This window comes from Leucobacter sp. gxy201 (genome assembly GCF_051043335.1).
Classification (GTDB): Bacteria; Actinomycetota; Actinomycetes; order Actinomycetales; family Microbacteriaceae; genus Leucobacter.
On record NZ_JAMXWS010000001.1, the window covers coordinates 221,487 to 242,255 of the forward strand.

20 protein-coding genes are annotated in these 20,769 nt (G+C 69.6%); 14 read left to right on the forward strand and 6 right to left on the reverse strand.

The annotated features are described in order from the left end of the window. Positions 1–51: 51 nt before the first annotated feature. On the reverse strand, positions 52–552 hold the full coding sequence (locus NHL51_RS00980) for a CarD family transcriptional regulator (RefSeq protein ID WP_434141100.1): 501 nt from the start codon (positions 550–552) through the stop codon (positions 52–54). Positions 553–797: 245 nt separating this feature from the next. Here NHL51_RS00980 and NHL51_RS00985 point away from each other — a divergent pair, with 245 nt between their 5' ends. After that, positions 798–1,304 carry a DNA modification methylase gene (locus tag NHL51_RS00985; RefSeq protein WP_434141101.1) on the forward strand — a complete coding sequence of 169 codons (507 nt, stop codon included), beginning with the start codon at positions 798–800 and terminating at the stop codon, positions 1,302–1,304. An 85-nt stretch (positions 1,305–1,389) separates the two neighbouring features. Here the strand turns inward: NHL51_RS00985 and NHL51_RS00990 are convergent, their stop codons facing one another. Genes NHL51_RS00990 through NHL51_RS01000 form a run of 3 tightly spaced genes read right to left on the reverse strand, consistent with a single transcriptional unit; the run spans position 1,390 to position 4,495 of the window. Beyond that, on the reverse strand, positions 1,390–2,493 hold the full coding sequence (locus NHL51_RS00990; RefSeq protein WP_434141102.1) for a hypothetical protein: 1,104 nt from the start codon (positions 2,491–2,493) through the stop codon (positions 1,390–1,392). A gap of 47 nt (positions 2,494–2,540) precedes the next feature. Beyond that, the gene (locus NHL51_RS00995) at positions 2,541–3,233 is read right to left on the reverse strand and encodes a winged helix-turn-helix domain-containing protein (RefSeq protein WP_434141103.1); all 693 of its coding nucleotides are present in this window, start codon (positions 3,231–3,233) and stop codon (positions 2,541–2,543) included. Beyond that, positions 3,233–4,495, reverse strand: coding sequence for a sensor histidine kinase (locus NHL51_RS01000; RefSeq protein WP_434141104.1), 1,263 nt, complete (start codon positions 4,493–4,495; stop codon positions 3,233–3,235). Before NHL51_RS01000 ends, NHL51_RS00995 begins: the two co-directional genes overlap by 1 nt. Before the next feature lie 155 nt (positions 4,496–4,650). Here NHL51_RS01000 and phoU point away from each other — a divergent pair, with 155 nt between their 5' ends. From phoU to rlmB, 3 genes are read left to right on the forward strand one after another with little or no spacing between them, the layout of a single operon-like run. Beyond that, positions 4,651–5,292: a phosphate signaling complex protein PhoU gene (phoU, locus tag NHL51_RS01005; RefSeq protein ID WP_434141105.1), complete on the forward strand. Its 642-nt coding sequence runs from the start codon at positions 4,651–4,653 to the stop codon at positions 5,290–5,292. A gap of 36 nt (positions 5,293–5,328) precedes the next feature. After that, positions 5,329–6,756, forward strand: coding sequence for a cysteine--tRNA ligase (cysS, locus tag NHL51_RS01010; protein ID WP_434141107.1), 1,428 nt, complete (start codon positions 5,329–5,331; stop codon positions 6,754–6,756). Beyond that, positions 6,753–7,769 (forward strand): 23S rRNA (guanosine(2251)-2'-O)-methyltransferase RlmB, encoded by a 1,017-nt coding sequence (gene rlmB, locus NHL51_RS01015; protein ID WP_434141108.1) that lies wholly within the window; start codon positions 6,753–6,755, stop codon positions 7,767–7,769. The genes cysS and rlmB overlap by 4 nt, the downstream gene beginning before the upstream one ends. A 24-nt stretch (positions 7,770–7,793) precedes the next feature. Here the strand turns inward: rlmB and NHL51_RS01020 are convergent, their stop codons facing one another. Next, complete coding sequence (locus NHL51_RS01020; RefSeq protein WP_434141109.1) at positions 7,794–8,309, reverse strand: Rv3235 family protein; 516 nt, start codon at positions 8,307–8,309, stop codon at positions 7,794–7,796. Between the two features lie 185 nt (positions 8,310–8,494). Between NHL51_RS01020 and NHL51_RS01025 the strand changes: the two genes are divergently transcribed. From NHL51_RS01025 to cls, 6 genes are all read left to right on the forward strand, one after another. Next, on the forward strand, positions 8,495–9,019 hold the full coding sequence (locus tag NHL51_RS01025; RefSeq protein ID WP_434141110.1) for a PH domain-containing protein: 525 nt from the start codon (positions 8,495–8,497) through the stop codon (positions 9,017–9,019). Then, on the forward strand, positions 9,016–10,704 hold the full coding sequence (locus tag NHL51_RS01030; RefSeq protein WP_434141111.1) for a PH domain-containing protein: 1,689 nt from the start codon (positions 9,016–9,018) through the stop codon (positions 10,702–10,704). The genes NHL51_RS01025 and NHL51_RS01030 overlap by 4 nt, the downstream gene beginning before the upstream one ends. Next, positions 10,701–11,420 carry a Rossmann-like and DUF2520 domain-containing protein gene (locus NHL51_RS01035; RefSeq protein WP_434141113.1) on the forward strand — a complete coding sequence of 240 codons (720 nt, stop codon included), beginning with the start codon at positions 10,701–10,703 and terminating at the stop codon, positions 11,418–11,420. The genes NHL51_RS01030 and NHL51_RS01035 overlap by 4 nt, the downstream gene beginning before the upstream one ends. Positions 11,421–11,548: 128 nt before the next feature. Then, positions 11,549–13,120: a lysine--tRNA ligase gene (gene lysS, locus NHL51_RS01040; RefSeq protein WP_434141114.1), complete on the forward strand. Its 1,572-nt coding sequence runs from the start codon at positions 11,549–11,551 to the stop codon at positions 13,118–13,120. Positions 13,121–13,322: 202 nt separating this feature from the next. Then, a complete protein-coding gene (locus tag NHL51_RS01045) occupies positions 13,323–13,496 on the forward strand; it encodes a hypothetical protein (protein ID WP_434141115.1) in 174 nt (57 codons plus the stop codon). Between the two features lie 114 nt (positions 13,497–13,610). Further along, complete coding sequence (gene cls / locus NHL51_RS01050; protein WP_434141117.1) at positions 13,611–15,092, forward strand: cardiolipin synthase; 1,482 nt, start codon at positions 13,611–13,613, stop codon at positions 15,090–15,092. A 22-nt stretch (positions 15,093–15,114) separates the two neighbouring features. Here the strand turns inward: cls and NHL51_RS01055 are convergent, their stop codons facing one another. Continuing rightward, positions 15,115–16,350 carry a CapA family protein gene (locus tag NHL51_RS01055; protein ID WP_434141118.1) on the reverse strand — a complete coding sequence of 412 codons (1,236 nt, stop codon included), beginning with the start codon at positions 16,348–16,350 and terminating at the stop codon, positions 15,115–15,117. A 204-nt stretch (positions 16,351–16,554) separates the two neighbouring features. Here NHL51_RS01055 and pstS point away from each other — a divergent pair, with 204 nt between their 5' ends. The 4 genes from pstS to pstB all read left to right on the forward strand — a co-directional run bounded on the left by pstS (position 16,555) and on the right by pstB (position 20,688). Further along, positions 16,555–17,646, forward strand: coding sequence for a phosphate ABC transporter substrate-binding protein PstS (gene pstS / locus NHL51_RS01060; protein ID WP_434141120.1), 1,092 nt, complete (start codon positions 16,555–16,557; stop codon positions 17,644–17,646). Positions 17,647–17,788: 142 nt separating this feature from the next. Next, positions 17,789–18,727, forward strand: coding sequence for a phosphate ABC transporter permease subunit PstC (pstC, locus tag NHL51_RS01065; protein ID WP_434141122.1), 939 nt, complete (start codon positions 17,789–17,791; stop codon positions 18,725–18,727). Continuing rightward, positions 18,727–19,845 carry a phosphate ABC transporter permease PstA gene (gene pstA / locus NHL51_RS01070; protein WP_434141124.1) on the forward strand — a complete coding sequence of 373 codons (1,119 nt, stop codon included), beginning with the start codon at positions 18,727–18,729 and terminating at the stop codon, positions 19,843–19,845. Before pstC ends, pstA begins: the two co-directional genes overlap by 1 nt. 63 nt (positions 19,846–19,908) lie before the next feature. Next, a complete protein-coding gene (pstB, locus tag NHL51_RS01075) occupies positions 19,909–20,688 on the forward strand; it encodes a phosphate ABC transporter ATP-binding protein PstB (RefSeq protein ID WP_434141126.1) in 780 nt (259 codons plus the stop codon). Positions 20,689–20,769: the final 81 nt, after the last annotated feature.

The window sequence follows — 20,769 nt, forward strand, 5'->3', positions numbered from 1 at the left end:
TGCCCGCCCTGTTCAATGGCCCGCGATCGCCACGGGCCCCTCAGAATTCGTTCAGACCGTCGCCTCGGAGGCGAGGACCTCGTCGAGGATCTTCGACGCCTGCTCCTCATCGGTCTTCTCGGCGAGCGCGAGCTCGGAGACGAGGATCTGACGGGCCTTCGCGAAGAGGCCCTTCTCGCCGGCCGACAGCGAGCGGGTGCCCTGGCTGCGGCGCCACAGGTCGCGAACGACCTCGGAGATCTTGATGATGTCGCCCGAAGAGAGCTTCTCATTGTTCAGCTTGAACCGGCGCGACCAGTTGCTGGGCTCTTCGGTGAACGGTGCACGCAGCACGTCGAAGACGCGCTCGAGACCCTCGGGATCGATCACATCGCGGATGCCGACGAGCTCGACGCTGTCTGCGGGGATCTCGATGTCGACCGGAGTCGGCTGGCTCGCGTGCAGGCGGAGGAATGTGACTTCCTCGCCGCCGATCTTGCGCTTCTTGATCTCGATGATCTTGGACGGTCCGTGGTGGGGGTAGACAACAGTCTCTCCGACCTCAAATTGCATCGAGTCGCTCCTTTATGTTTTCCAGCCACTAGGATACCATAGCCGCCGCCGGAATTGGCGGGCGGCCCCGCTGCGCCGCTATGATTGATCCGAACTGCGCGTCATTATCCGTATGGCGCACTGCGTGTAGATACCGACGCTCGGAGGACCACTTGAAGAATCGGATCGCCTCTTCCATCGCTCTTGCAGCGGGCCTTCTGCTCGGTGCATCGGGCTGTGCCATGATGGCGCCCCAGGCGACTCTCGTGAGCTACGCCCCGAGCGACGGCGTCGACGTCAACGTGGGCGAGATCGAGCTGCGCAACGTGCTGCTGATCGAGGACGAGAACGGCGAGAACTTCAATGTCGTCTTCTCGAGCGTCAACAACTCGGGCGCCCCTGTCGACCTCACCATCAACTTCGAGGGCGAGAACTCGCAGCACGCGACCGCTGAATTCACCATTCCCGAGGGCATCGCCGAGTTCGGCAATCCCGAGGGCGAAGAGGCTCCGGTGCTCGTGACCGTCAAGGGCCTCGCCCCGGGCGCCACCGCCCCCGCGAGCTTCCAGGTCTCCGGCGCCAGCGAGGTCGCGCACCAGGTGCCCGTGCTCGACGGCGAGCTCGCCGAGTACCGCGACTATGTGCTGCCGGCCGGCTTCGGCCAGGACGCCGACGATCGGACTGCCAATAGCGCCACCGAGAAGGCCGCGGCCGAAGGCGCGACGGACACCTCCGAGGCGCTCGAGGCCGAGGACACGACCACGGCCCAGTAGTTCCCGTTCGTACGGCGGAGGCCCCCGGAACCGACGCGAGTCGTTCCGGGGGCCTCCGCCGTACGGGCGCGGGGGCGGCCGGCGATCAGGTCGCGGGCATCGGTGCGCCGATGAGCGCCGCCCACTCACGGATCGCCTGGCGCTCGGACTCATCGCAGACGTAGCCGTACCCGCTCGAACCCTGCTCGTTCTCCAGCGTCCACCCGCCCGTGTAGGTGAGCGCGTAGCAGTCGGACATCTTCTCGCCGCTGCCCTCGAAGAGGCCCTGCTCCTTGAGCACCATGGCGGCGCTCCGCTCCTGGTCGATCCGCTCCTCGAGGTCGGCGTTCTGGTACAGGTGCGCGAGCTCGTGGAGCGTGGTGATGCGCACGCCCCAGTCGCCGAAGAGCTCGCCCTCGGGCAGAATGTGCACGCCGAGCGGATCGACCGATGTGCATCCCGCGGTCGTGCTCTCCGCGTCCTCCGACGCGCTGCAGGCGGTCGCCGCATCCCATGCGATATCGATGAAGCCGTCCCCCGCCTCGTCCACGAGCGCCTCGCTGACCGTGCCCGACGCGTTCCCGCGCCGTGCCGCGGCGTCCGCGACGCGCGTTTCGAGCGCTTCCCTCAGCTGCAGCGCCTCCTGCGCGAGGCGCTCGGCGTCGTACCGGTTCGCCGCGCCCTCCGAGATACGGCGATCGAGACGCTCCGACCTCGCGCGCTCGGTCACGAGCGGGGCGACCGGGTTGCCGGCGAGCGGAGCGGCGAGCTCGGCGAACCGCTGACGCTCCGCGACCGCGAGCGCCATCTGCTCTGCGATGATCTGCGAGTCCGGGGCATCGGAAGCGGTGCCCCGCTGCGGCGCGTCGGACCCGTCGCCGGAGGCCAGCAGCGCTCCGCCCGCGAGCAGCGCCCCGCCTACGACGAGCGCGAGGAGCCCGAAGCAGCCGCACCCGGCGAACCACCACCCCGCACCGCTGCGCCGCGCGCGCAGTGCCGGGGCGGGGGAGGCCTGCGCGGGCGGGGCGGGGGCGGGGGCGCCGGCTCCCACGACCGCGATCCAGCCGAGCAGCTCGGGGAACGCATTCGGATCCGCCGAGACGGCGGCGCGCAGGTCGGGCCTGCGCGCCGCGATGTCCGAAAGCAGCTGCGGGTGCGAGCGAGGATCGGCCGCGGCCTGCGCCTCCCAGTCCTGCGGTGCGCCGTTCATGTGCTCGATGCTAGCGGCCGGCGGCCGCGCAGGCGGGCAGCGAGCGGCTAGCCGAAGCGGTAGCCGACACCGCGCACGGTCGAGATGAGGCGAGGTTTCGCCGGCTCGGTCTCGATGCGGGCGCGGATGCGCTTGATGTGCACGTCGAGCGTCTTGGTGTCGCCGTAGTAGTTGCTGCCCCAGACGCGGTCGATGAGCTGGCCGCGCGTGAGTACCCGCCCCGAATGGCGCATGAGCATCTCGAGCAGCTCGAACTCGCGCAGCGGCATGGCGATCTCCTCACCGCGCACGCTGACCGAGTGGCGCTCGGGGTCGAGCACGATGCCGAGCTCGTCGAGCACCGGCGACTCGTGAGCGATGCGGGCGCTCTCGTCGTGGCCGGTGCGGCGCAGGGCGGCGCGGATGCGCGCGAGCAGCTCGCGGGCGGCGTAGGGCTTCGTGACGTAGTCGTCGGCGCCGAGCTCGAGGCCGACGACGATATCGATCTCGCTGTCCTTCGCGCTGAGCATGATGATCGGAATCTGCGAGGTGAGGCGGATCGCGCGGCACACCTCGGTGCCGGGGATGCCCGGGAGCATGAGATCGAGCAGGACCAGGTCGGGGGTGGCCGAGGCGAACGCGTCGAGCGCGGAGCTCCCGTCGCCCGAGACCGTTACCCGGTAGCCTTCGCGTTCGAGCAGGAAGGCGAGGGGCTGCGAGATCGATTCCTCGTCTTCGACGAGCAGGATGTGGTGCGCCACTACTGCGCTCCCTTCGATTCGGTGGATGCGCTCGAGGCCGAGGCGCGCGAGGTCGGTGCGGCCTCGCCGGGTGCCGGCGAGGCCGCGGGCGTCGAGCTCAGGAACTCGCGCACCTTCTTCATCCGCTTCTTGCTGCGGGTCTTCTCGACGGTGTCGTGCCGCGGGAAGGTGAGGCTGAAGCTCGAGCCGATGCCCGGCTGCGACCACACGTCGATGTCGCCGCCGTGGGCGCGCATCGAATGACGGGCGATGCTGAGGCCGAGGCCCGTGCCGCCGTCGCCGCGCGTGCGCGCGCCGTCGACGCGGTAGAAGCGTTCGAAGATGCGGCCGATGTGCTCGGGGGCGATCCCTTCGCCCTGATCGGTGATGGTCACGACGAACTTCGTCTGCTTGACCTCCATGCCGACGCCGACCCTCCCGCCGGTCGGGGAGTGGCGGATGGCGTTGCTCAAGAGGTTCGAAACCGCTGCGCCGAGCGACGATTCGCGCCCCTCGATGACGGCGTCCAGGCCGTTGTCGCCGGTCACGACGAGCTCGACCCCGTTCTGCGAAGCGTAGACGCGGTGCGCCTCGACCTCTCGGCGCACGAGATCGGGCAGCGACACCGACTGGCGATCCTCGGGCCTCAGCGACGACTGCGCCTCCGAGAGCTGGATGATGCCGCGCGAGAGCTCGCCGAGCCGGCGCGACTCCTTCACGAGCGTCTTCGCGAACCGGCGCACCGTCTCGGGCTCCTCAGCCGCCTCCTGCACCGCCTCGGCCAGCAGGCCGATCGCGGCGATCGGGGTCTTCAGCTCATGGCTGAAGTTCGCGATGAAGTCGCGCCGCATCGAATTCAGGCGCTGCTCTTCGCCCAGATCCTCCGCGAGTACGACGAGGAAGCGGGCCTGGATGCGGACGATGTGCACGCGGATCGCATCGCCGGGGACCGCGGGGTCGGGTTCGCGCGTGTCGGGCACGCCCGTCATCATGACGCGGCGGGCGCGGCGCAGGAAGTCCGGGTCCGAGAGCTCTTCGCCGCTGATGAAGCGCTCGTAGCGCGCCGTCGGGTTCGCGTAGACCGGGGTGAGGGAGGCATCGAGGATGACCGCGAAAGTCTCGATCTCATCGAGCAACGTGGTCGCGATGGGCGGTAGTTCGGGGCGCATCGCCGCCGCCCGGCGTCGCCCGGCGCTTCGCGCGCCGATGATGGCGATGGCCGCGGCTGACCCGATGAGGATGCCGAGCGCGACGGAGGTCAGTACGAGCCCGGTCGGTGTCATGCTTGCTATCGTAGGCCGTGCCGATGAGGCGAAGGCCGCGAGTTCAACTGCTGTTCACCATCCGGTGCGCTGGGATTCACCTGTTCGAGTCAGACTTGTCGAGTGCGCGTGCCGACCGGTAGCGCGACCCTTCAACCGAGGAGACAACAGAAGACATGCGTGAGGTCTTTCAGCAGGAGCTGCGCGACGTGCAGAACCGACTCGTCGAGATCGCCGAGCTCGTCGAGCAGTCGATCGAGAACGCCACCGCGGCGTTCAGCAACTCGGATGCGGCGCTGGCCGAAACCGTGATCGACTCGGGCGACGAGATCGAGCGCCTCACGGACGAGCTCGACCGGCAGACGATCGACATCCTCGCGCTGCAGCAGCCCGTCGCATCCGACCTGCGTCTGATGGTCGGCGCGCTGCGCATGAGCGGCTCGCTCGAACGCATGGCCGACCTGGCCCAGCACATCGCCCAGCTGGCGCGCTACCGGTACCCCGAGAGCGCCATCCCGAAGGGGTTGAAGAAGACCTTCGTGCGCATGGGCGCGCTCGACGTCGAGATGGCGCAGAAGATCGTCGAGCTGCTGCGCACACAGGAGGAGCACGTGATCGACGAGGTGCGCGACCTCGACGACAGCCTCGACGAGCTGCATGCGAAGGTGTTCGAGAAGGTGCTGAGCGACAAGGTGATCGACAACCCGACCGGTGCCGTCGATGCGACGCTCGCGAGCCGCTACCACGAGCGCTTCGGCGATCACGCGGTCAGCGTCGCGAAGCAGATGAAGTACTTCCTCCGCGGTTCGATCGACTGACCGCCCACCCGACCGCTGCAACGGTAGGGTTGTAGCGTGAAACAACGCATCTACGATTCGCGACTGCGAGAGGTCGTCGACCTGCAGCCGCGCGAGGCGGGTCGCATCGGCATGTACGTGTGCGGCCCGACCGTGCAGTCGGCCCCGCACATCGGCCATCTGCGCAGCGCCCTCGTCTACGACCAGATGCGCCGCTGGTTCGCGGCCCAGGGGCTCGACGTCTCGCTGATCCGCAACGTCACCGATATCGACGACAAGATCCTCGATAACGCCCGCATCGCGCAGGGCGAGGGATCGACCGAGGAGTGGTGGGCCCTCGCCTACCGCGTCGAGCAGCTGTTCGCCGGGGCGTACACCGCCATCGGCGTGCTGCCGCCTACGTACGAGCCGCGAGCCACGGCGAACATCGCCGAGATGATCGCGCTCATCGAACGGCTCATCGAGCGCGGCCACGCCTACCAGGCGGCCGACGGGTCGGCGAGCGTGTACTTCGACACGGCCTCCTGGCCCGACTACGGCGCACTCACGCACCAGAGCCGCGACCAGATGGAGGACGCGGCGGATTCGGAGCCGGTCGGCAAGCGCGACCCGCGCGACTTCGCGCTGTGGAAGGCGCACCGCGATCACGAGCCGTTCTCTGCATCGTGGCCGTCGCCGTGGGGCCGGGGGCGCCCGGGCTGGCACATCGAGTGCTCGGCCATGGCCACCCGCTACCTCGGCGAGGAGTTCGACATCCACGGCGGCGGGCTCGACCTGCGCTTCCCGCACCACGAGAACGAGCTCGCCCAGTCGAGCGCGGCGGGTCACGTCTTCGCCCGGCACTGGATCCACAACGGCCTCGTGAACACCGGCGGCCAGAAGATGTCGAAGTCGCTCGGCAACTCGCTGTTCGCAGCCGATCTGCTCGCCGCCGCCCGCCCCATCGTGCTCCGCTACTTCCTGGGTTCGGCCCACTACCGCTCGGTGCTCGAGTTCTCGGAGAACTCGCTCGCCGAAGCCGCGAGCGCTTTCGAACGCCTCGAGGGCTTCCTCGCGCGGGCGGCGGAGCACACCGCAGCGGCGGACGACGCATCCCGAAAGCTTCCGGAAGCGTTCGTCGCAGCGATGCTCGACGATTTCGGCATCCCGCAGGCCCTCGCCGTGCTGCACGACACCGTGCGCGCCGGCAACACCGCCCTCGATGCCGGCGACGCGGCTGCCGTAACCGATTGCGCGGGCCGGGTCATCGCGATGCTCGATGTGCTCGGACTCAACCCGAACGACGGCGCCTGGCAGCAGGGCGCCGCGACCGACGCCGCCGGCAGCACGGCGCTCGACTCGCTGGTGCAGGCGCTCATCGCGGATCGCCGCGACGCCCGCGCGAACAAGGACTTCGCCACGAGCGACGCGATCCGCGACCGCCTGCACGCCGCGGGCATCGCACTCGAAGACACCCCGAACGGAACCCGCTGGAGCCTGACATGACCAATAAGAAGAGCCGCACCGGAGCCGTGCGCAAGAAGGGTCTCGGCAAGGCCGTCGGGTCGGGCGGCCAGGGCCGCCAGGCGCTCGAGGGCCGCGGGCCGACTCCGAAGGCTGAGGACCGCGAGTACCACGCGGCCTACAAAGCGAAGAAGGCGCGCGAGCGCCACGAGGCGGCGCGCACCCGCCACGGCCTCGATCCGCGCGGGCGCGGCGACGGCTCGCGCTCCTCGCGCCCCGCGAAGAAGAGCGACGACAGCGAGCTCGTCACCGGCCGCAACGCGGTGCTCGAGGCGCTGCGCACCAAGATCCCGGCGACGGCGCTGTACGTCGCCGCGCGCATCGAGGTCGACGACCGCGTACGCGAGATCCTGCGTCTCGCGACGAATCGCGGCGTCGCCGTGCTCGAGGTCATGCGCCCCGAAATGGATCGCATGACGGAGCGTGACACCGTGCATCAGGGCGTCGTGCTGAAGGTGCCTCCGATGGAGTACGCGCACCCGATGGAGATGCTCGACGGCATTATCGACAGCGACCGTACGCCGCTGATCGTCGCGCTCGACGGCGTCACCGATCCGCGCAATCTCGGCGCGATCATCCGTTCGGTCGCGGCGTTCGGCGGTCAGGGAGTCGTGATTCCGCAGCGCCGCTCCGCCGGCCTCAACTCGGCGGCGTGGAAGACCTCCGCGGGCGCCGCGGCGCGTATTCCAGTCGCCATGGCGTCGAACCTGACGCAGACGATCAAGGAATTCAAGAAGCAGGGCGTCTTCGTCGTCGGCCTCGACGGCGGCGGCGATGTCGAGCTGCCCGGCCTCGAGCTCGCGGATCGGCCGCTCGTGCTCGTGATCGGCAGCGAGGGCAAGGGCCTCTCGCGGCTCGTCACCGAGACCTGCGACGCGATCGTCTCGATCCCGATCTCCGCTGCGACCGAGTCGCTGAACGCGGGCATCGCGGCGAGCGTCGCGCTGTACGAGGTGTCGAAGCTGCGGGCGGAGGGCTCGGCCGCCGCCGAGTGACCCCGGCGCGCGGCTGCGGCGCCGTCACAGCACGGTCAACTGCGTCGCCTGCCAGCGCTCCGCCGTCCATTCGAACCGGAACGCCACGGCGATCGACCGCGGCACCGCCCGGAGCACCACGACGCCGTCGACGACCCGGTCGGCGGTGCGGCTGAGGTGCGCGGGCCCGGGCGTCGGCACGATGCGGCGCGTATCGCCGTGAAGGCTGCGCTGCTCGGTGCGCGCTCGGCGCTGCAGACGCAGTTCGGCGATGACCTCGGGCGAGATGAGGCGCCCGAGCCCCGCGATCGCGCGAGAGCCCTCGACTGCCTCGAACGCGAACAGGGCGAGCCTCTGCACTGCGGCCTCGGCCGGCGGCGGCATCTCGGCGTCCGTGCCGGGTGGCGGGACCGGGCGGCTCGCCGCTTCCACGGCGTGCAGGTGCCGCGGGCGCCCGGAGCGCGCTGCGCTGCGTGCTCGCGGCGGAGCCTGCGGCTCCGGCAGCGGCGGTACCGGTACGAGGACGGGTGCGAGTCCCGGGTTGCGGGCCGTGAGCGGCATGGCGATATCCAATCGTCTTCCGGTCGAATCCCCAAGCGCCTAGTATGGCATTGCGCCCGGACCGGTCGACGTTCGCGATGCCTGGCCGATCAGCCTACGAATAGCGGCCTATGCGCTGTCAATGGATGCAAAGCTCAGAGCTTTCTTGGCGCCTCCTGAAAATGCGAACCTCATATGATTGAACGGTGGATGAGCAGCGACAGACGCAGACCGATCGGCCGGCCGTGCCGCATGCCGAGGGGCCCTGGCAGCGGGTGTCCCCGAAGTACGCCTGGGCTGACCTCGCGGGCAATCTGCTGTGGGTGCTCATCGTCGTCGCCGGGCTCGTCGTCCTGCTGACCGTGCCGGCACCGGGCGCGGTGCCCCTCATCGTGCTCATCGCGGTGGCAGCGGTCGCCGCGATCAGCCTGGTCAGCGCGCTCCTCGCCTTCCGGCGGGTGCGGGCCATCGGCTACATCCTCAGAGAGGACGACCTCCTCTTCCGCCGAGGCATCATGTTCGAGCGCGTCGTGGCGGTGCCCTACGGCCGACTGCAGCTCGTCGACGTGACGCGAGGCCCCGTGCTGCGCGCGCTCGGCCTCGCGACGCTCAAGTTCGTCACGGCCTCTGCGGCCACGGGCGTGCAGCTGCCCGGTCTCGCACTGGAGGACGCGGAGGAGCTGCGCGATCGCCTCGTGCACCTCGCCGAATCGCGCAGGTCGGGCCTGTGACGCCCGAAGACCTGCCGCACGACGGGGGAGCGCAGACCGGCGCGCTGCTCCCCGGCACCGCCGATGCCGACGGCTGGCGCCGCCTGCACCCGCTGTCTCCGCTCTTGCGCGGCGGCATCGTGCTCGTCGTTGTCATCGGTATCGTGGTCGCGAATTTCCGCGACCGCTTCGTCGAGCTCTTCGTCACCGACCGGGTGCTCGGCGACCGGGCCGGGTCGGGCGAACGCGGCGGCGATATCCTCGCACTGATCGAATTCCTCGTCGACCGGGGTCTGCTCCTCGCAGTGATCGGCGGCCTCGTCGCGCTGCTCGCCGTCATCGTGCTGCTCGCCTGGCTCTCGTGGCGCTTCGCGACCTACCGCGTGACCGACGACGCGGTCGAGGCGCGCAGCGGCGTGGTCTTCCGCAACCACCGTCGCGCTCCGCTCGAACGCATCCAGAGCGTCAACCTGCAGCGCTCGCTGCCCGCCCGCGTGCTCGGGCTCACCAAGATCGAGGTGGTCACGGCCGGTCAGGGAGGCAAGGTCGCGCTTGCCTACCTCGGGCACCGCGACGCGAAGACCGTGCGCGAGCAGATCATCAGGCGCGCCGCGATCATGCGCGGCGACGTCTCTCCGGCGATCCGCAGCGCTGGGGGAGGCGCCGCCGCGCCGCAGCCCGCGGGCGTCCCGCAAGACCCTGCGACCGCGGGTGCCTCCGCGGTGCAGCGGCTCGACGAGCGCGTGACCGACTTCATCGACGAAGACGTCGACCCCGCCGCGCTCGCCGAGCGCACCCTCGTGCGCGTGCCGGTCGGCCGCCTCACCGCCAGCATCGCGCTCGCGTGGGAGGGCGTCATCGCGGTGCTCGGCATCCTGCTCGTCGTGGTCTTCGCCGCGAGCGGAGCGATCGGGCTGCTGCTCGACGGCCCCGACTTCGTCGCGGCGATGAGCGCGGCCGTGCTCTTCAGCGCCGTGCCGCTCGTGCTCGTGCTCGTCGGCGTGATGATCTCGCAGTTCAACAAGGGCTTCCGCTTCACCCTGTCGCGCGACGGCGAAGCCGTGCGCATCGGGGCGGGCCTCACCGCCACGGCGACCGAGACCATCCCCTTCGGCCGCATTCACGCGGTCGAGGCGCGGCAGCCGCTCCTGTGGCGGCCGCTCGGCTGGTGGCGCGTGCGCATCACCGTCGCGGGCCACTCCGCCGCCGAGGCCGGGCAGAACCAGTCGCAGAACGTGGTGCTGCCCGTGGGGCGCGAAGACGACGTGCTGCGCGTCATCGAGACCCTGCTGCCGGGAGCCGCGGGCGGCATCTCCGCGGGGCTCGCGGGCGACGGCGCCGACTACCTCGGGGCCGGCCGCCGCTCCGCCTGGGTGCTGCTCTGGGGCAGACGACGTGCAGGGATCGCGCTCGTCGACCGCGGTGCACCGCATTCGACGCTCCGCGTGCGGCGGGGCGCCCTGACGCGATCCCTGTCGATCATGCCCGTCGTGCGCGCCCAATCGGTGCAGCTGCGCCGTCCGCTCGTGCACCGCATGCTCGGGCTCGCCTCGGTGCAGGCGCACACCGTGCTCGGGCCGGTGCGCATGGAGATGCGGGGCCTCGACCTCGCCGCCGGCCGCGCGACCTTCGACGCGCTCGCCGCCGAGGTGCTCGCCGTGCAGGGCGCCGATGTCGCTCGAGCCCGGCAGCGGCGGGGCGCATGATCGGGGCGGAGGCATCGCGCCTCGGCATCGGCATCATCGGAGCCGGCCGCGTCGGCCCCGTGCTCGGCCGCGCGCTCGCGGGAGCCGGCCACGCCATCACCGGCATCAGCGCGATCAGCGAAGCCAGTCGCGAACGAGCCGATGCCATGCTGCCCGACGTTCCCGTGCTCGAGGTGCCCGACATCGTGCGGCGCTCGGAGCTCGTGCTCTTCGCGGTGCCCGGCGACCAGCTGCCCGAGCTCATCGCCGGTCTCACCGCGACCGGTGCCTGGCAGCCGGGCCAGCTCGTCATCCATACCTCGCCCGCCCACGGCTACGGCGTGTTCGCCCCCGCGCTCGCCGCGGGCGTGATCCCGCTCGCGCTGCACCCCGCGCTCGTGTTCACCGGCACGAGCCTCGACCTGACGCGGCTCGCCGAGGCCACCGTCGCCGTCACCGCCCCCGCCCCGGTGCTGCCCATCGGCCAGGCGCTCGCCGTCGAGATGGGCGCCGAACCCGTCGTCGTCGCAGAAGCCGACCGCCCGGCGTACGCCGAAGCCGTCGAAGCCGCCGCCGAGTTCTCGGCCGCGGTCGTGCGGAGCGCCGTCGCGGGCCTCGTCCCGCTCGGCATCGACGACCCGGCCCGGCTGATCGGCGGCATCGTGCGCGCCGCGGTCGACGAGCAGCTGCGCCGGGCCGAGACTCCGGGGGATCCGCCCAGCGCGTCGGTGCTCTGAGCGTTTCGTGGAGCCGCATGCACCACCCGGGCTTGCGCAGTGGTGCGTACGACTCCACGGCGCATCTCGCGATGCACGGCCGGGTAGACTTGCCCGGTACGTCGAAACACACGGAGGAACCCGCCGCGATGAGTGAGCAGCCTGCAGCCGCACCCGCCGAGAACACTGCCGACCACGAAGCAGAGCGCCTCGAACAGGCGGAGATCTTCGAGCAGAAGCAGGTGCGGCTCGACAAGCGCGCCCGGCTGAACGAGCTCGCCGCCGGTGACCTCGCGGCGGGCGCCTACCCGGTCGCCGTGCCCGTCACCGCCACCATCGGCGAGGTCCGCGCGCAGTGGGGCCACCTCGAAGAGACCCCCGACTCCGCCTCGGGCGAGACCGTCGGCGTCGCCGGCCGCATCGTCTTCCAGCGCAACACGGGCAAGCTCTGCTTCGCCTCGCTGCAGGCGGGCGACGGCACCCGTATCCAGGCCATGGTGAGCCTCGCCGGCGTCGGCGAGGAGTCGCTCGCCGCGTACAAGGAGCTCACCGACCTCGGCGACCACCTCTTCGTGAGCGGCGAGGTCATCTCGAGCCGCCGCGGCGAGCTCTCCATCATGGTGAGCGAGTGGTCGATCGCGGCCAAGGCCCTGATGCCCCTGCCGAACATGTATGCCGAGCTGAACGAGGAGACGCGCGTGCGCCAGCGCTATCTCGACCTCATCCAGCGCGAGCAGGCCCGCATCAACGTGGTCACCCGCGCCCGCACCATGGCGAGCCTGCGGCAGACGTTCGCCGAGCGCGGCTTCATCGAGGTCGAGACCCCGATGCTGCAGACCATGCACGGCGGCGCTTCGGCCCGTCCCTTCGAGACGCACTCGAACGCCTTCGACACCGAGCTCTTCCTGCGCATCGCACCCGAGCTCTACCTCAAGCGCGCCGCCGTCGGCGGGCTCGAGCGCGTCTTCGAGATCAACCGCAACTTCCGCAACGAGGGCGCCGACTCGACCCACAGCCCCGAATTCGCGATGCTCGAGTCGTACCAGGCCTACACCGACTACCACGGCATCGCCGACCTGACGCAGGACCTCATCCAGCATGCCGCGATCGCCGTCAACGCCGGCACCGAGCGCGCCGGCACCGCCGTCGTGCAGTGGGCCGACGGCACGCTCTTCGACCTCGGCGGCGACTGGGACCGCATCTCGATGTACGGCACCCTCTCGGAGGCGGCGGGCCGCGAGATCGCCCCGGAGACCGGCGTCGCCGAGCTCCAGGCCATCGCCGACGCCGAAGGCGTCGAGGTGCACCTGCCGAACCACGGCAAGCTCGTCGAGGAATTGTGGGAGCACTTCGTGAAGGGCGGCCTCACCCGCCCGACCTTCGTCATGGACTTCCCGGTCGAGACGAGCCCGCTCACCCGTCACCACCGCAGCATTCCCGGCGTGGTCGAGAAATGGGATCTCTACGTGCGCGGCTTCGAGCTCGCCACGGGGTACTCCGAGCTCATCGACCCCGTCGTGCAGCGCGAGCGCTTCGTGCAGCAGGCCGCCGAAGGCGCCCGCGGCGACGACGAGGCGATGCCGATCGACGAGGAGTTCCTGCGCGCCCTCGAGCACGGCATGCCCCCGACCGGCGGTATGGGCATGGGCATGGACCGGCTCCTCATGGCGCTGACGGGACTGGGCATCCGCGAGACGATCCTCTTCCCGCTCGTCAAGTAGAAGGTGCGCGGCGGGGTGCCGAGCCCGCCCGGGACTAGGGCAAGGGATCCCGGCGCTGTCGTGCCTTCGGCACGCCACGCCAACCTTGATGCGTCCCGGTCGGGCCCGGCACCCCGCTACTCGGCTCTGCCTCCGGGCGGGACGGGGCCCGTCCCGCGGAGGCCCAGGATCCCTGCGGGAACGGGCGATAGAATCGGGCATTATGGATAACTGGTGGCTCAACGCGGTCTGGTCGCTCACGCCGACCGTGCTGATCGGTCTCTTCTTCTTCTTCGTGCTGCGCTGGATTCTGCGCGCCGACCGCACCGAACGCCGCGTATCGCAGCAGATCGAGAACGAGGAGCGGGCGAAGGCGGGCCTGCCCCCGCGCGAGTAGATCTCGCCGCGAGCGCTGCAGGCCTCGCAGAGGCCACGGGCGATTCTCGCGGGGTCGTGCTCCCGATACAGTAGAGCGAACCGCTGTGCGGTCCGATACTGCAATGGAGGTGCGATGACCATCGAATGGACCGGTTTCAGCTGGGCCTATGCCTGGACCATCACGGTCCTCGTCGTCGACAACCTGATCCGCATCACCGCCCTCTTCGTCGTACCGCGCAACCGCCGCCCGACCTCGGGCATGGCCTGGCTGATGCTCATCATCCTGGTGCCCGTGCCCGGCATGCTGCTCTTCCTCATCATCGGCTCGAAGCGTCTGCCGAAGGAGCGCGAGCGCAAGCAGGAGGGCATCAACCAGATCGTCGCCGACCTCGCCTCGCGCGAGGAGGAGAGCCTCGTCGCCGACGTCGAAGAACTCTCGTCCGGCGTCGAGAACGCGGTGCGCCTCGGCCGCTCGCTCGGCGCGCAGCCCCTGCTGATGGGCAACACCGCCCGCATCTGCATCGAGTACGAGGAGTCGTTCGCGCAGATGGCGGCCGCCATCGACCGCGCCGAGCAGTACGTGCACGTCGAGTTCTACATCCTCGTGCACGACTCGACCACCGACATCGTCTTCCGCGCCATGCGGGCCGCCGTCGCGCGCGGCGTCAAGGTGCGCGTGCTGCTCGATCACATCTCGGCCGTGCGCAACCCCGGGGCGAAACGCACGCGCAAGAGCCTCACCGATCTCGGCGCCGAATGGGACTACATGCTGCCCGTGCGCCCCTGGCGCGGCGAATACCAGCGCCCCGACCTGCGCAATCACCGCAAGCTGCTCGTCGTCGACGGCCGCGTCGGTTTCATGGGCTCGCAGAACCTCATCGACTCCAACTACAACAAGCGGTCGAACATCCGCCGCGGCCTCCACTGGCGCGACCTCATGGTGCGCGTCGAGGGGCCGATCGTGCTCGGACTCGAAGCCGTCTTCCAGGGCGACTGGTTCCTCGAGACCGGCGAATATCTCGACCACCTCGCCGAGGGCGACTTCGCCGCGTCGAAACCCGGCGTGCTGGATTGCCAGATCGTGCCGAGCGGCCCCGGATACGCGGGCGAGAACAACCTCCAGGTATTCGTCGCGCTGCTCTACGCGGCCCGGCACCGCATCAGCATCACCAGCCCCTACTTCGTGCCCGACGGGTCGATCATGAACGCGCTGCGCGCCGCGACGGCCCGCGGCGTCGCGGTCGAGCTCTTCGTCTCCGAGATCGGCGACCAGGCCGTCGTCTACCATGCCCAGCGCTCGTACTACGAGGAGCTGCTGCGCGCCGGGGTGCGCATCTGGATGTTCCGGCCGCCCTACATCCTGCACTCCAAGCACTTCACCATCGACGACTCCGTCGCCGTCGTCGGCTCGTCGAACATGGACCAGCGCTCGTTCGGCCTCAACATGGAGATCTCGATGGTCGTGCACGGCGAGAGCTTCGTGAACGACCTCGACGGGGTGAACGACTACTACCGTGCGAACTCGCGCGAGCTCACCATGGAGGAGTGGCAGCAGCAGCCGCTGCGCTGGCAGCTGCTCGACGGGCTCGCGAGGCTCACTTCGGCGCTGCAGTAGCGGCAGGGATCGCAGCGCGGGGCTACTCCTGCGTGATCAGCCACTCGTGGGCGCCGGCGGTCGCAGCCGCCATCGAGTCGACGGTGGCTCGGGTGCGCTCGCGCACGTCGGCGTCGAAGCCCTCCGACTGGCACACGCCCTGCGGCATGTCCGAGGCGACCGAGCACCACTTGTAGCCGCCGTTCTGCATGTTCGTCGCCGCTGTCCACGCGACGTCGTTCGTCGTCCAGCTGCCGTCTGGCTGCTTCGCGAACTGCACGCGGCTGAGCAGGAACTCGTTGTTCACGCGGTTCTCGGGCGGGGCGCTCTCGCTGATGAAGTTGCCGGTGCTGTAGAGGATCCACTTGCCGTTGTAGTTCTCGAGCGGCTGGATGGCGTGCGGGTGGTGGCCGTACACGAAGTCGAACTGACCGCTGTCGACGAGCTGATGCGCCAGTTCGACCTGGCCGCCCGTCGGCTGGCTCCAGTACTCCTCGCCGATGTGCTGCACGCCGATGACGAGCTCGGCCCCCATCTCGCGCGCCTTCTGCGCCTTCGCGATCGCGCGCTCCGGGTCGGTGCGCGGCTCCTCCTCGCGGTAGTCGACCTGCCACCAGAACTCGTTGAAGTTGCCGTTCACCGAGAAGGTGTTCGTGATGATCGCGATCTTCACGCCGTTCGCCTCCACGATCAGCGGCACATCGCGCTCGCCCTCGGCCCGGTACGTGCCGGTGTGCGCGAGACCCGCGGCATCGAGCGTGTCGAGCGTGCGCACGAGGCCCTCCGTGCCCATGTCGACGCTGTGGTTCGAAGCGGTCGTGCACACATCGAAGCCGACGGCCTTCGCCGCATCCGCGACCTCGGGCGGCGTATTGAAGTTCGGGTAGCCCTGGTACGGGCCGCCGGGGGCCGAGAGCGGCGTCTCCATCTGGCAGACGGCGAGATCGCTGCGATCGAGGTAGGGCTTCGCTCCCTCGAAGAGCGGCACGAAGTCGAAGTTCTTGCCCGCCTCGTTGGTCGGGATCGCGAACGGGGTCCAGAGGCCCTCGTGGAAGAGCAGATCGCCCGCGACCGCCACCGATACGCAGTGCTCGGTCGGGCAGGCGGGGCCCACGCCCGGCTGCGGTTCCGGGGTCGGTTCGGGCGTCGGCGTCTCAGTCGCCACCGGCTTCTCGGGGGCCGGGGCGGGCTCCTCGGGCGCGCAGCCCGCGAAGCCCAGAACGAGCAGTAGAGCCGCTCCGGTCGCCGTTGCCGTGTGGAGTACGCGCCGCTTCGTCATACGGATCATCCTATAAGCGCCCCGGGCGCCAGCCGCGGAGGAGGAGGGGCGATCCCTGCAGGGCGGCGAGAGACCGTTGGTCTTCGTTCACCTTCCGTTCACCACCGCGCAGACCGCCGGTTACCCGGGGTCCGTAGCGTAGCTGCATGTCGGGCCTCGCATGCTCGGCCCCCGGATCACATCGAGAAATGGATACGACCAGAAGTGAAGTTCTCCCCCGTGCTCAAGACCGCCGCTATCGGCGGTATCGCCATCCTCGCCCTCACCTCCTGCGCCGCGAATGAAGCAGCGACCGAGGGTGCCGCCGCCTCGAGCGGCCTCTCGGGCGAGCTCTCCGGCTCGGGCGCCTCTTCGCAGGGTGCAGCCCAGGAGGCATGGATCGCCGGTTTCCAGACCGCCAACGCCGATGTCACCATCAACTACGACCCCACCGGTTCGGGTGCGGGTCGCGAGACCTTCCAGCAGGGCGCCGCCGCATTCGCCGGCTCGGACCGCGCATTCAAGACCGACGAGATCGCGGCCGGCCCCTTCGACGGCTGCGCCACCGGCGACGTCGTCGAGATTCCTGCATACATCTCGCCGATCGCCATCGTCTTCAACGTCGACGGCGTCGACAGCCTGAACATGGATGCCGCGACCGTCGCCGGCATCTTCTCGGGCAAGATCACCACCTGGAACGACCCCGCGATCGCCGCGCTCAACCCCGACGCGACCCTCCCGGACACCGCGATCTCGGCCGTGCACCGCTCCGACAAGTCGGGCACCACCGGCAACTTCACCGAGTACCTCGAGGCCGCAGCTCCCGAGGCGTGGACCTCGGGTGCGATCGAGGAGTGGCCGACCGAGCTCGGCGGCGAGGGCGCGCAGGGCACCTCGGGCGTCGTCGAGGCCGTCAGCAACGGCGTCGGCACCATCGGCTACGCCGACGCCTCGAAGGCCGGCGACCTCGGCACCGTCAAGATCAAGGTCGGCGAGGAGTTCGTCGAGTACACTCCCGAGGCCGCATCGGCGATCGTCGACGCGTCGACCCTCGAGGCCGACCGCACCGAGCACGACCTCGCGATCGAGCTCGACCGCACCTCGACCGAGGCCGGCGTCTACCCGATCGTGCTCGTCAGCTACCTCGTCGGCTGCGAGGAGTACACCGATGCCGCGAGCGCCGAGCTCGTCAAAGAGTACTTCGGCTACATCGTGAGCGCCGAGGGCCAGGACGTCGCCGCAGAGGCAGCGGGCAGCGCCCCGATCTCGGACGATCTGCGCGCACAGGCGCAGGTCGCGATCGACGCGATCAAGTAACCGCACCGGAGCGGGGTATCGTCGCAGAACAGGGTCAGCCCCTGATTCGGCGCGGTGCCCCGCTCCTGCCGGTCGCCCGGCCCGCCGCCGTGCGCCCCGCACCACTCCGTTCGACGCCCCTAGTCTGTAAGGAACGCACCTCGTGACTTCACCCGCGACCACGCCGAAGCCCGTGCTGAGCATCGGCGATCGTGTGTTCTCCCGCTCGGCGACCTTCGCCGGCAGCATGATCCTCGTCACCCTCGCCGCCGTCGCGATCTTCCTCATCGTCCGCAGCATGCCGGCGTTCACCGCGACCGGCGAGAACGCGTCACTGCTCACCACGAACTTCTGGGCCTACGTCGGCCCCCTCGTCTTCGGCACGGTCTGGGCCGCGGCCCTCGCCCTGCTCTTCGCGCTGCCGCTGTCGATCGGCATCGCCCTCTTCATCTCGCACTACGCGCCCCGCAAGCTCGCCAGCATGCTCGGCTACGTCGTCGACCTGCTCGCGGCCGTGCCCAGCGTGGTCTACGGCCTCTGGGGCATCGGCGTGCTCGCCCCGGCCGCGCAGCCGGTGTACGCCTGGCTCAACGCGAACCTCGGGTGGATCCCGCTCTTCAGCGGCGTCGTCTCGGGCACCGGCCGCACCATCCTCACCGCCGCCCTCGTGCTCGCCGTGATGATCCTCCCGATCATGACCGCGATCTGCCGCGAGATCTTCCTGCAGGCCCCGCCGCTGCACGAGGAGGCCGCGCTCGCCCTCGGCGCGACGCGGTGGGAAATGATCCGGATGGCCGTGCTCCCGTTCGGGCGCCCGGGCATCATCTCGGCCGCGATGCTCGGCCTCGGCCGCGCGCTCGGCGAGACCATGGCCGTCGCCATGGTGCTCTCGGCGACGGGCATCGTCAGCTTCAAGCTGCTCGCCGCCGAGAACCCCTCGACCATCGCCGCGAACATCGCGCTCTCGTTCCCCGAGGCCTACGGCGAGAACATCAACGTGCTCATCGCAACCGGTCTCATCCTGTTCATCGTGACCTTCCTCGTGAACGCGCTCGCCCGCTGGATCATCAGCCGTCGCGCCGAGTTCTCAGGGGCGAACTGATGCTGCAGCAGACGCAACGCACAGAAAAGGGAAGTCGCCCAGTGGCCCTCACCATCCGCCCGGTCAGCGCCGGCTCCACGCTCGCAGGCAACCGGCTCTCGCGCCGTATTCCGTGGGTCGTGCTCGCGGCGAGCTTCGCCGCCTCGATCGCGCTCTTCGCCCTGCTCGCACTAGCGTCGGGCGGCGAGTTCTCGCTCGTCGGCGCCGTGCTCATCGGCGCCATCGGCTACCTCGTCGTCATCACGGTGCTCTCCTTCTCGGTCGAGGGCAGCCGTCAGGCGCTCGACCGCTTCGTCACCGGTCTCGTGGCGGGCGCCTTCCTGCTCGCCATGGTGCCGCTCATCTCGGTCGCCATCACGGTGATCGGCAACGGCGCTGCCCGCTTCGACGCCGAATTCTTCAACTCGTCGATGCGCAACGTCACCGGCGAGGGCGGCGGCGCGCTCCACGCCATGGTCGGTACGCTGCTCATCACCCTCGCCGCCACCATCATCTCGGTGCCGCTCGGTCTCATGACCTCGATCTATCTGGTCGAGTACGGCCGCGGGCGCCTCGCGAAGACCATCACATTCCTCGTCGACGTCATGACCGGCATCCCGTCGATCGTCGCGGGCCTCTTCGCCTACGCCGTCTTCGCCGTGTTCCTCGGGCCCGGCGTGCGCATGGGCATCGTCGGCGCGGTGTCGCTCTCGGTGCTGATGATCCCTGTCGTCGTGCGCTCGAGCGAAGAGATGCTGCGGCTCGTGCCGAACGAACTGCGCGAGGCGTCGTACGCGCTCGGCGTGCCGAAGTGGCGCACCATCATGAAGATCGTGCTGCCCACCTCGATCGCCGGCATCACGACCGGCATCATGCTCGCCATCGCCCGCGTCATCGGCGAGACCGCGCCGCTGCTCATCACCGCCGGGTTCACCGCGTCGATGAACTACAACCTGTTCGCCGACCGCATGCAGTCGCTGCCCGTGTACGTGTACACGCAGTTCGCGAACCAAGGCAACCCCGCCTTCGCGTTCCTCGAGCGCGCCTGGGCCGCGGCCCTGCTCCTCATTCTCATCGTGATGGCTCTCAACCTGGTCGCGCGCATCGTGGCCCGGGTGTTCGCCCCGAAGACCCGGTAGTCGCGGCAGGCCCCGCCCGCCGTCTCCGCACGATCTCCCAGACTCCACAGAAAGAATCACTGCATGTCGAAGCGCATCGAGGTTTCCGACCTCAACGTCTACTACTCGAAGTTCCTCGCCGTCGAAGGCGTCTCGATCGACATCGAGCCGCGCAGCGTCACCGCCTTCATTGGCCCCTCGGGCTGCGGCAAGTCGACCTTCCTGCGCACGCTGAACCGGATGCACGAGGCCATCCCCGGCGCCTACGTCGAAGGCGAAGTGCTGCTCGACGGCGAAGACCTCTACGGCACCGGCGTCGACCCGGTGCTCGTGCGCCGCCAGGTCGGCATGGTGTTCCAGCGGCCGAACCCCTTCCCGACGATGTCGATCCGCGAGAACGTGCTCGCCGGTGTGCGCCTCAACAACCGCCGCATCTCGAAGGGCGACGCCGACGACCTCGTCGAGCGCTCGCTGCAGGGTGCGAACCTCTGGAACGAGGTCAAGGACCGCCTCGACAAGCCCGGCGCAGGCCTCTCCGGCGGCCAGCAGCAGCGACTCTGCATCGCCCGCGCGATCGCCGTGTCGCCCGAGGTGCTGCTGATGGACGAGCCGTGCTCGGCCCTCGACCCGATCTCGACTCTCGCGATCGAGGATCTCATCGACGAGCTGAAGCAGCAGTACACGATCGTCATCGTGACCCACAACATGCAGCAGGCCTCGCGCGTCTCCGACCGCACCGCTTTCTTCAACATCGCCGGCACCGGCAAGCCCGGCAAGCTCATCGAGTACGACGACACCAAGAAGATCTTCTCGGCCCCGGCCGTGCAGGCGACCGAGGACTATGTCTCCGGTCGCTTCGGATAGGCGACGGAGACCCGCGACCGAGACGGTCGCGGCGCCCTCGCACGGCAGCCAGAAATGTCTGCCGTCGCCGAGCGAGCGCGC

Bases quoted from the DNA above. Each gene is read 5' to 3' on its own strand.
- pstB (WP_434141126.1), top strand. From the start codon at position 19,909: ATGTCGAAGCGCATCGAGGTTTCCGACCTCAACGTCTACTACTCGAAG.
- phoU (WP_434141105.1), top strand. From the start codon at position 4,651: ATGCGTGAGGTCTTTCAGCAGGAGCTGCGCGACGTGCAGAACCGACTC.
- lysS (WP_434141114.1), top strand. From the start codon at position 11,549: ATGAGTGAGCAGCCTGCAGCCGCACCCGCCGAGAACACTGCCGACCAC.
- cls (WP_434141117.1), top strand. From the start codon at position 13,611: ATGACCATCGAATGGACCGGTTTCAGCTGGGCCTATGCCTGGACCATC.
- rlmB (WP_434141108.1), top strand. From the start codon at position 6,753: ATGACCAATAAGAAGAGCCGCACCGGAGCCGTGCGCAAGAAGGGTCTC.
- pstA (WP_434141124.1), top strand. From the start codon at position 18,727: ATGCTGCAGCAGACGCAACGCACAGAAAAGGGAAGTCGCCCAGTGGCC.
- NHL51_RS01035 (WP_434141113.1), top strand. From the start codon at position 10,701: ATGATCGGGGCGGAGGCATCGCGCCTCGGCATCGGCATCATCGGAGCC.
- NHL51_RS00990 (WP_434141102.1), bottom strand. From the start codon at position 2,493: ATGAACGGCGCACCGCAGGACTGGGAGGCGCAGGCCGCGGCCGATCCT.
- NHL51_RS01020 (WP_434141109.1), bottom strand. From the start codon at position 8,309: ATGCCGCTCACGGCCCGCAACCCGGGACTCGCACCCGTCCTCGTACCG.
- NHL51_RS01055 (WP_434141118.1), bottom strand. From the start codon at position 16,350: ATGACGAAGCGGCGCGTACTCCACACGGCAACGGCGACCGGAGCGGCT.
- NHL51_RS01000 (WP_434141104.1), bottom strand. From the start codon at position 4,495: ATGACACCGACCGGGCTCGTACTGACCTCCGTCGCGCTCGGCATCCTC.
- NHL51_RS01045 (WP_434141115.1), top strand. From the start codon at position 13,323: ATGGATAACTGGTGGCTCAACGCGGTCTGGTCGCTCACGCCGACCGTG.
- NHL51_RS00980 (WP_434141100.1), bottom strand. From the start codon at position 552: ATGCAATTTGAGGTCGGAGAGACTGTTGTCTACCCCCACCACGGACCG.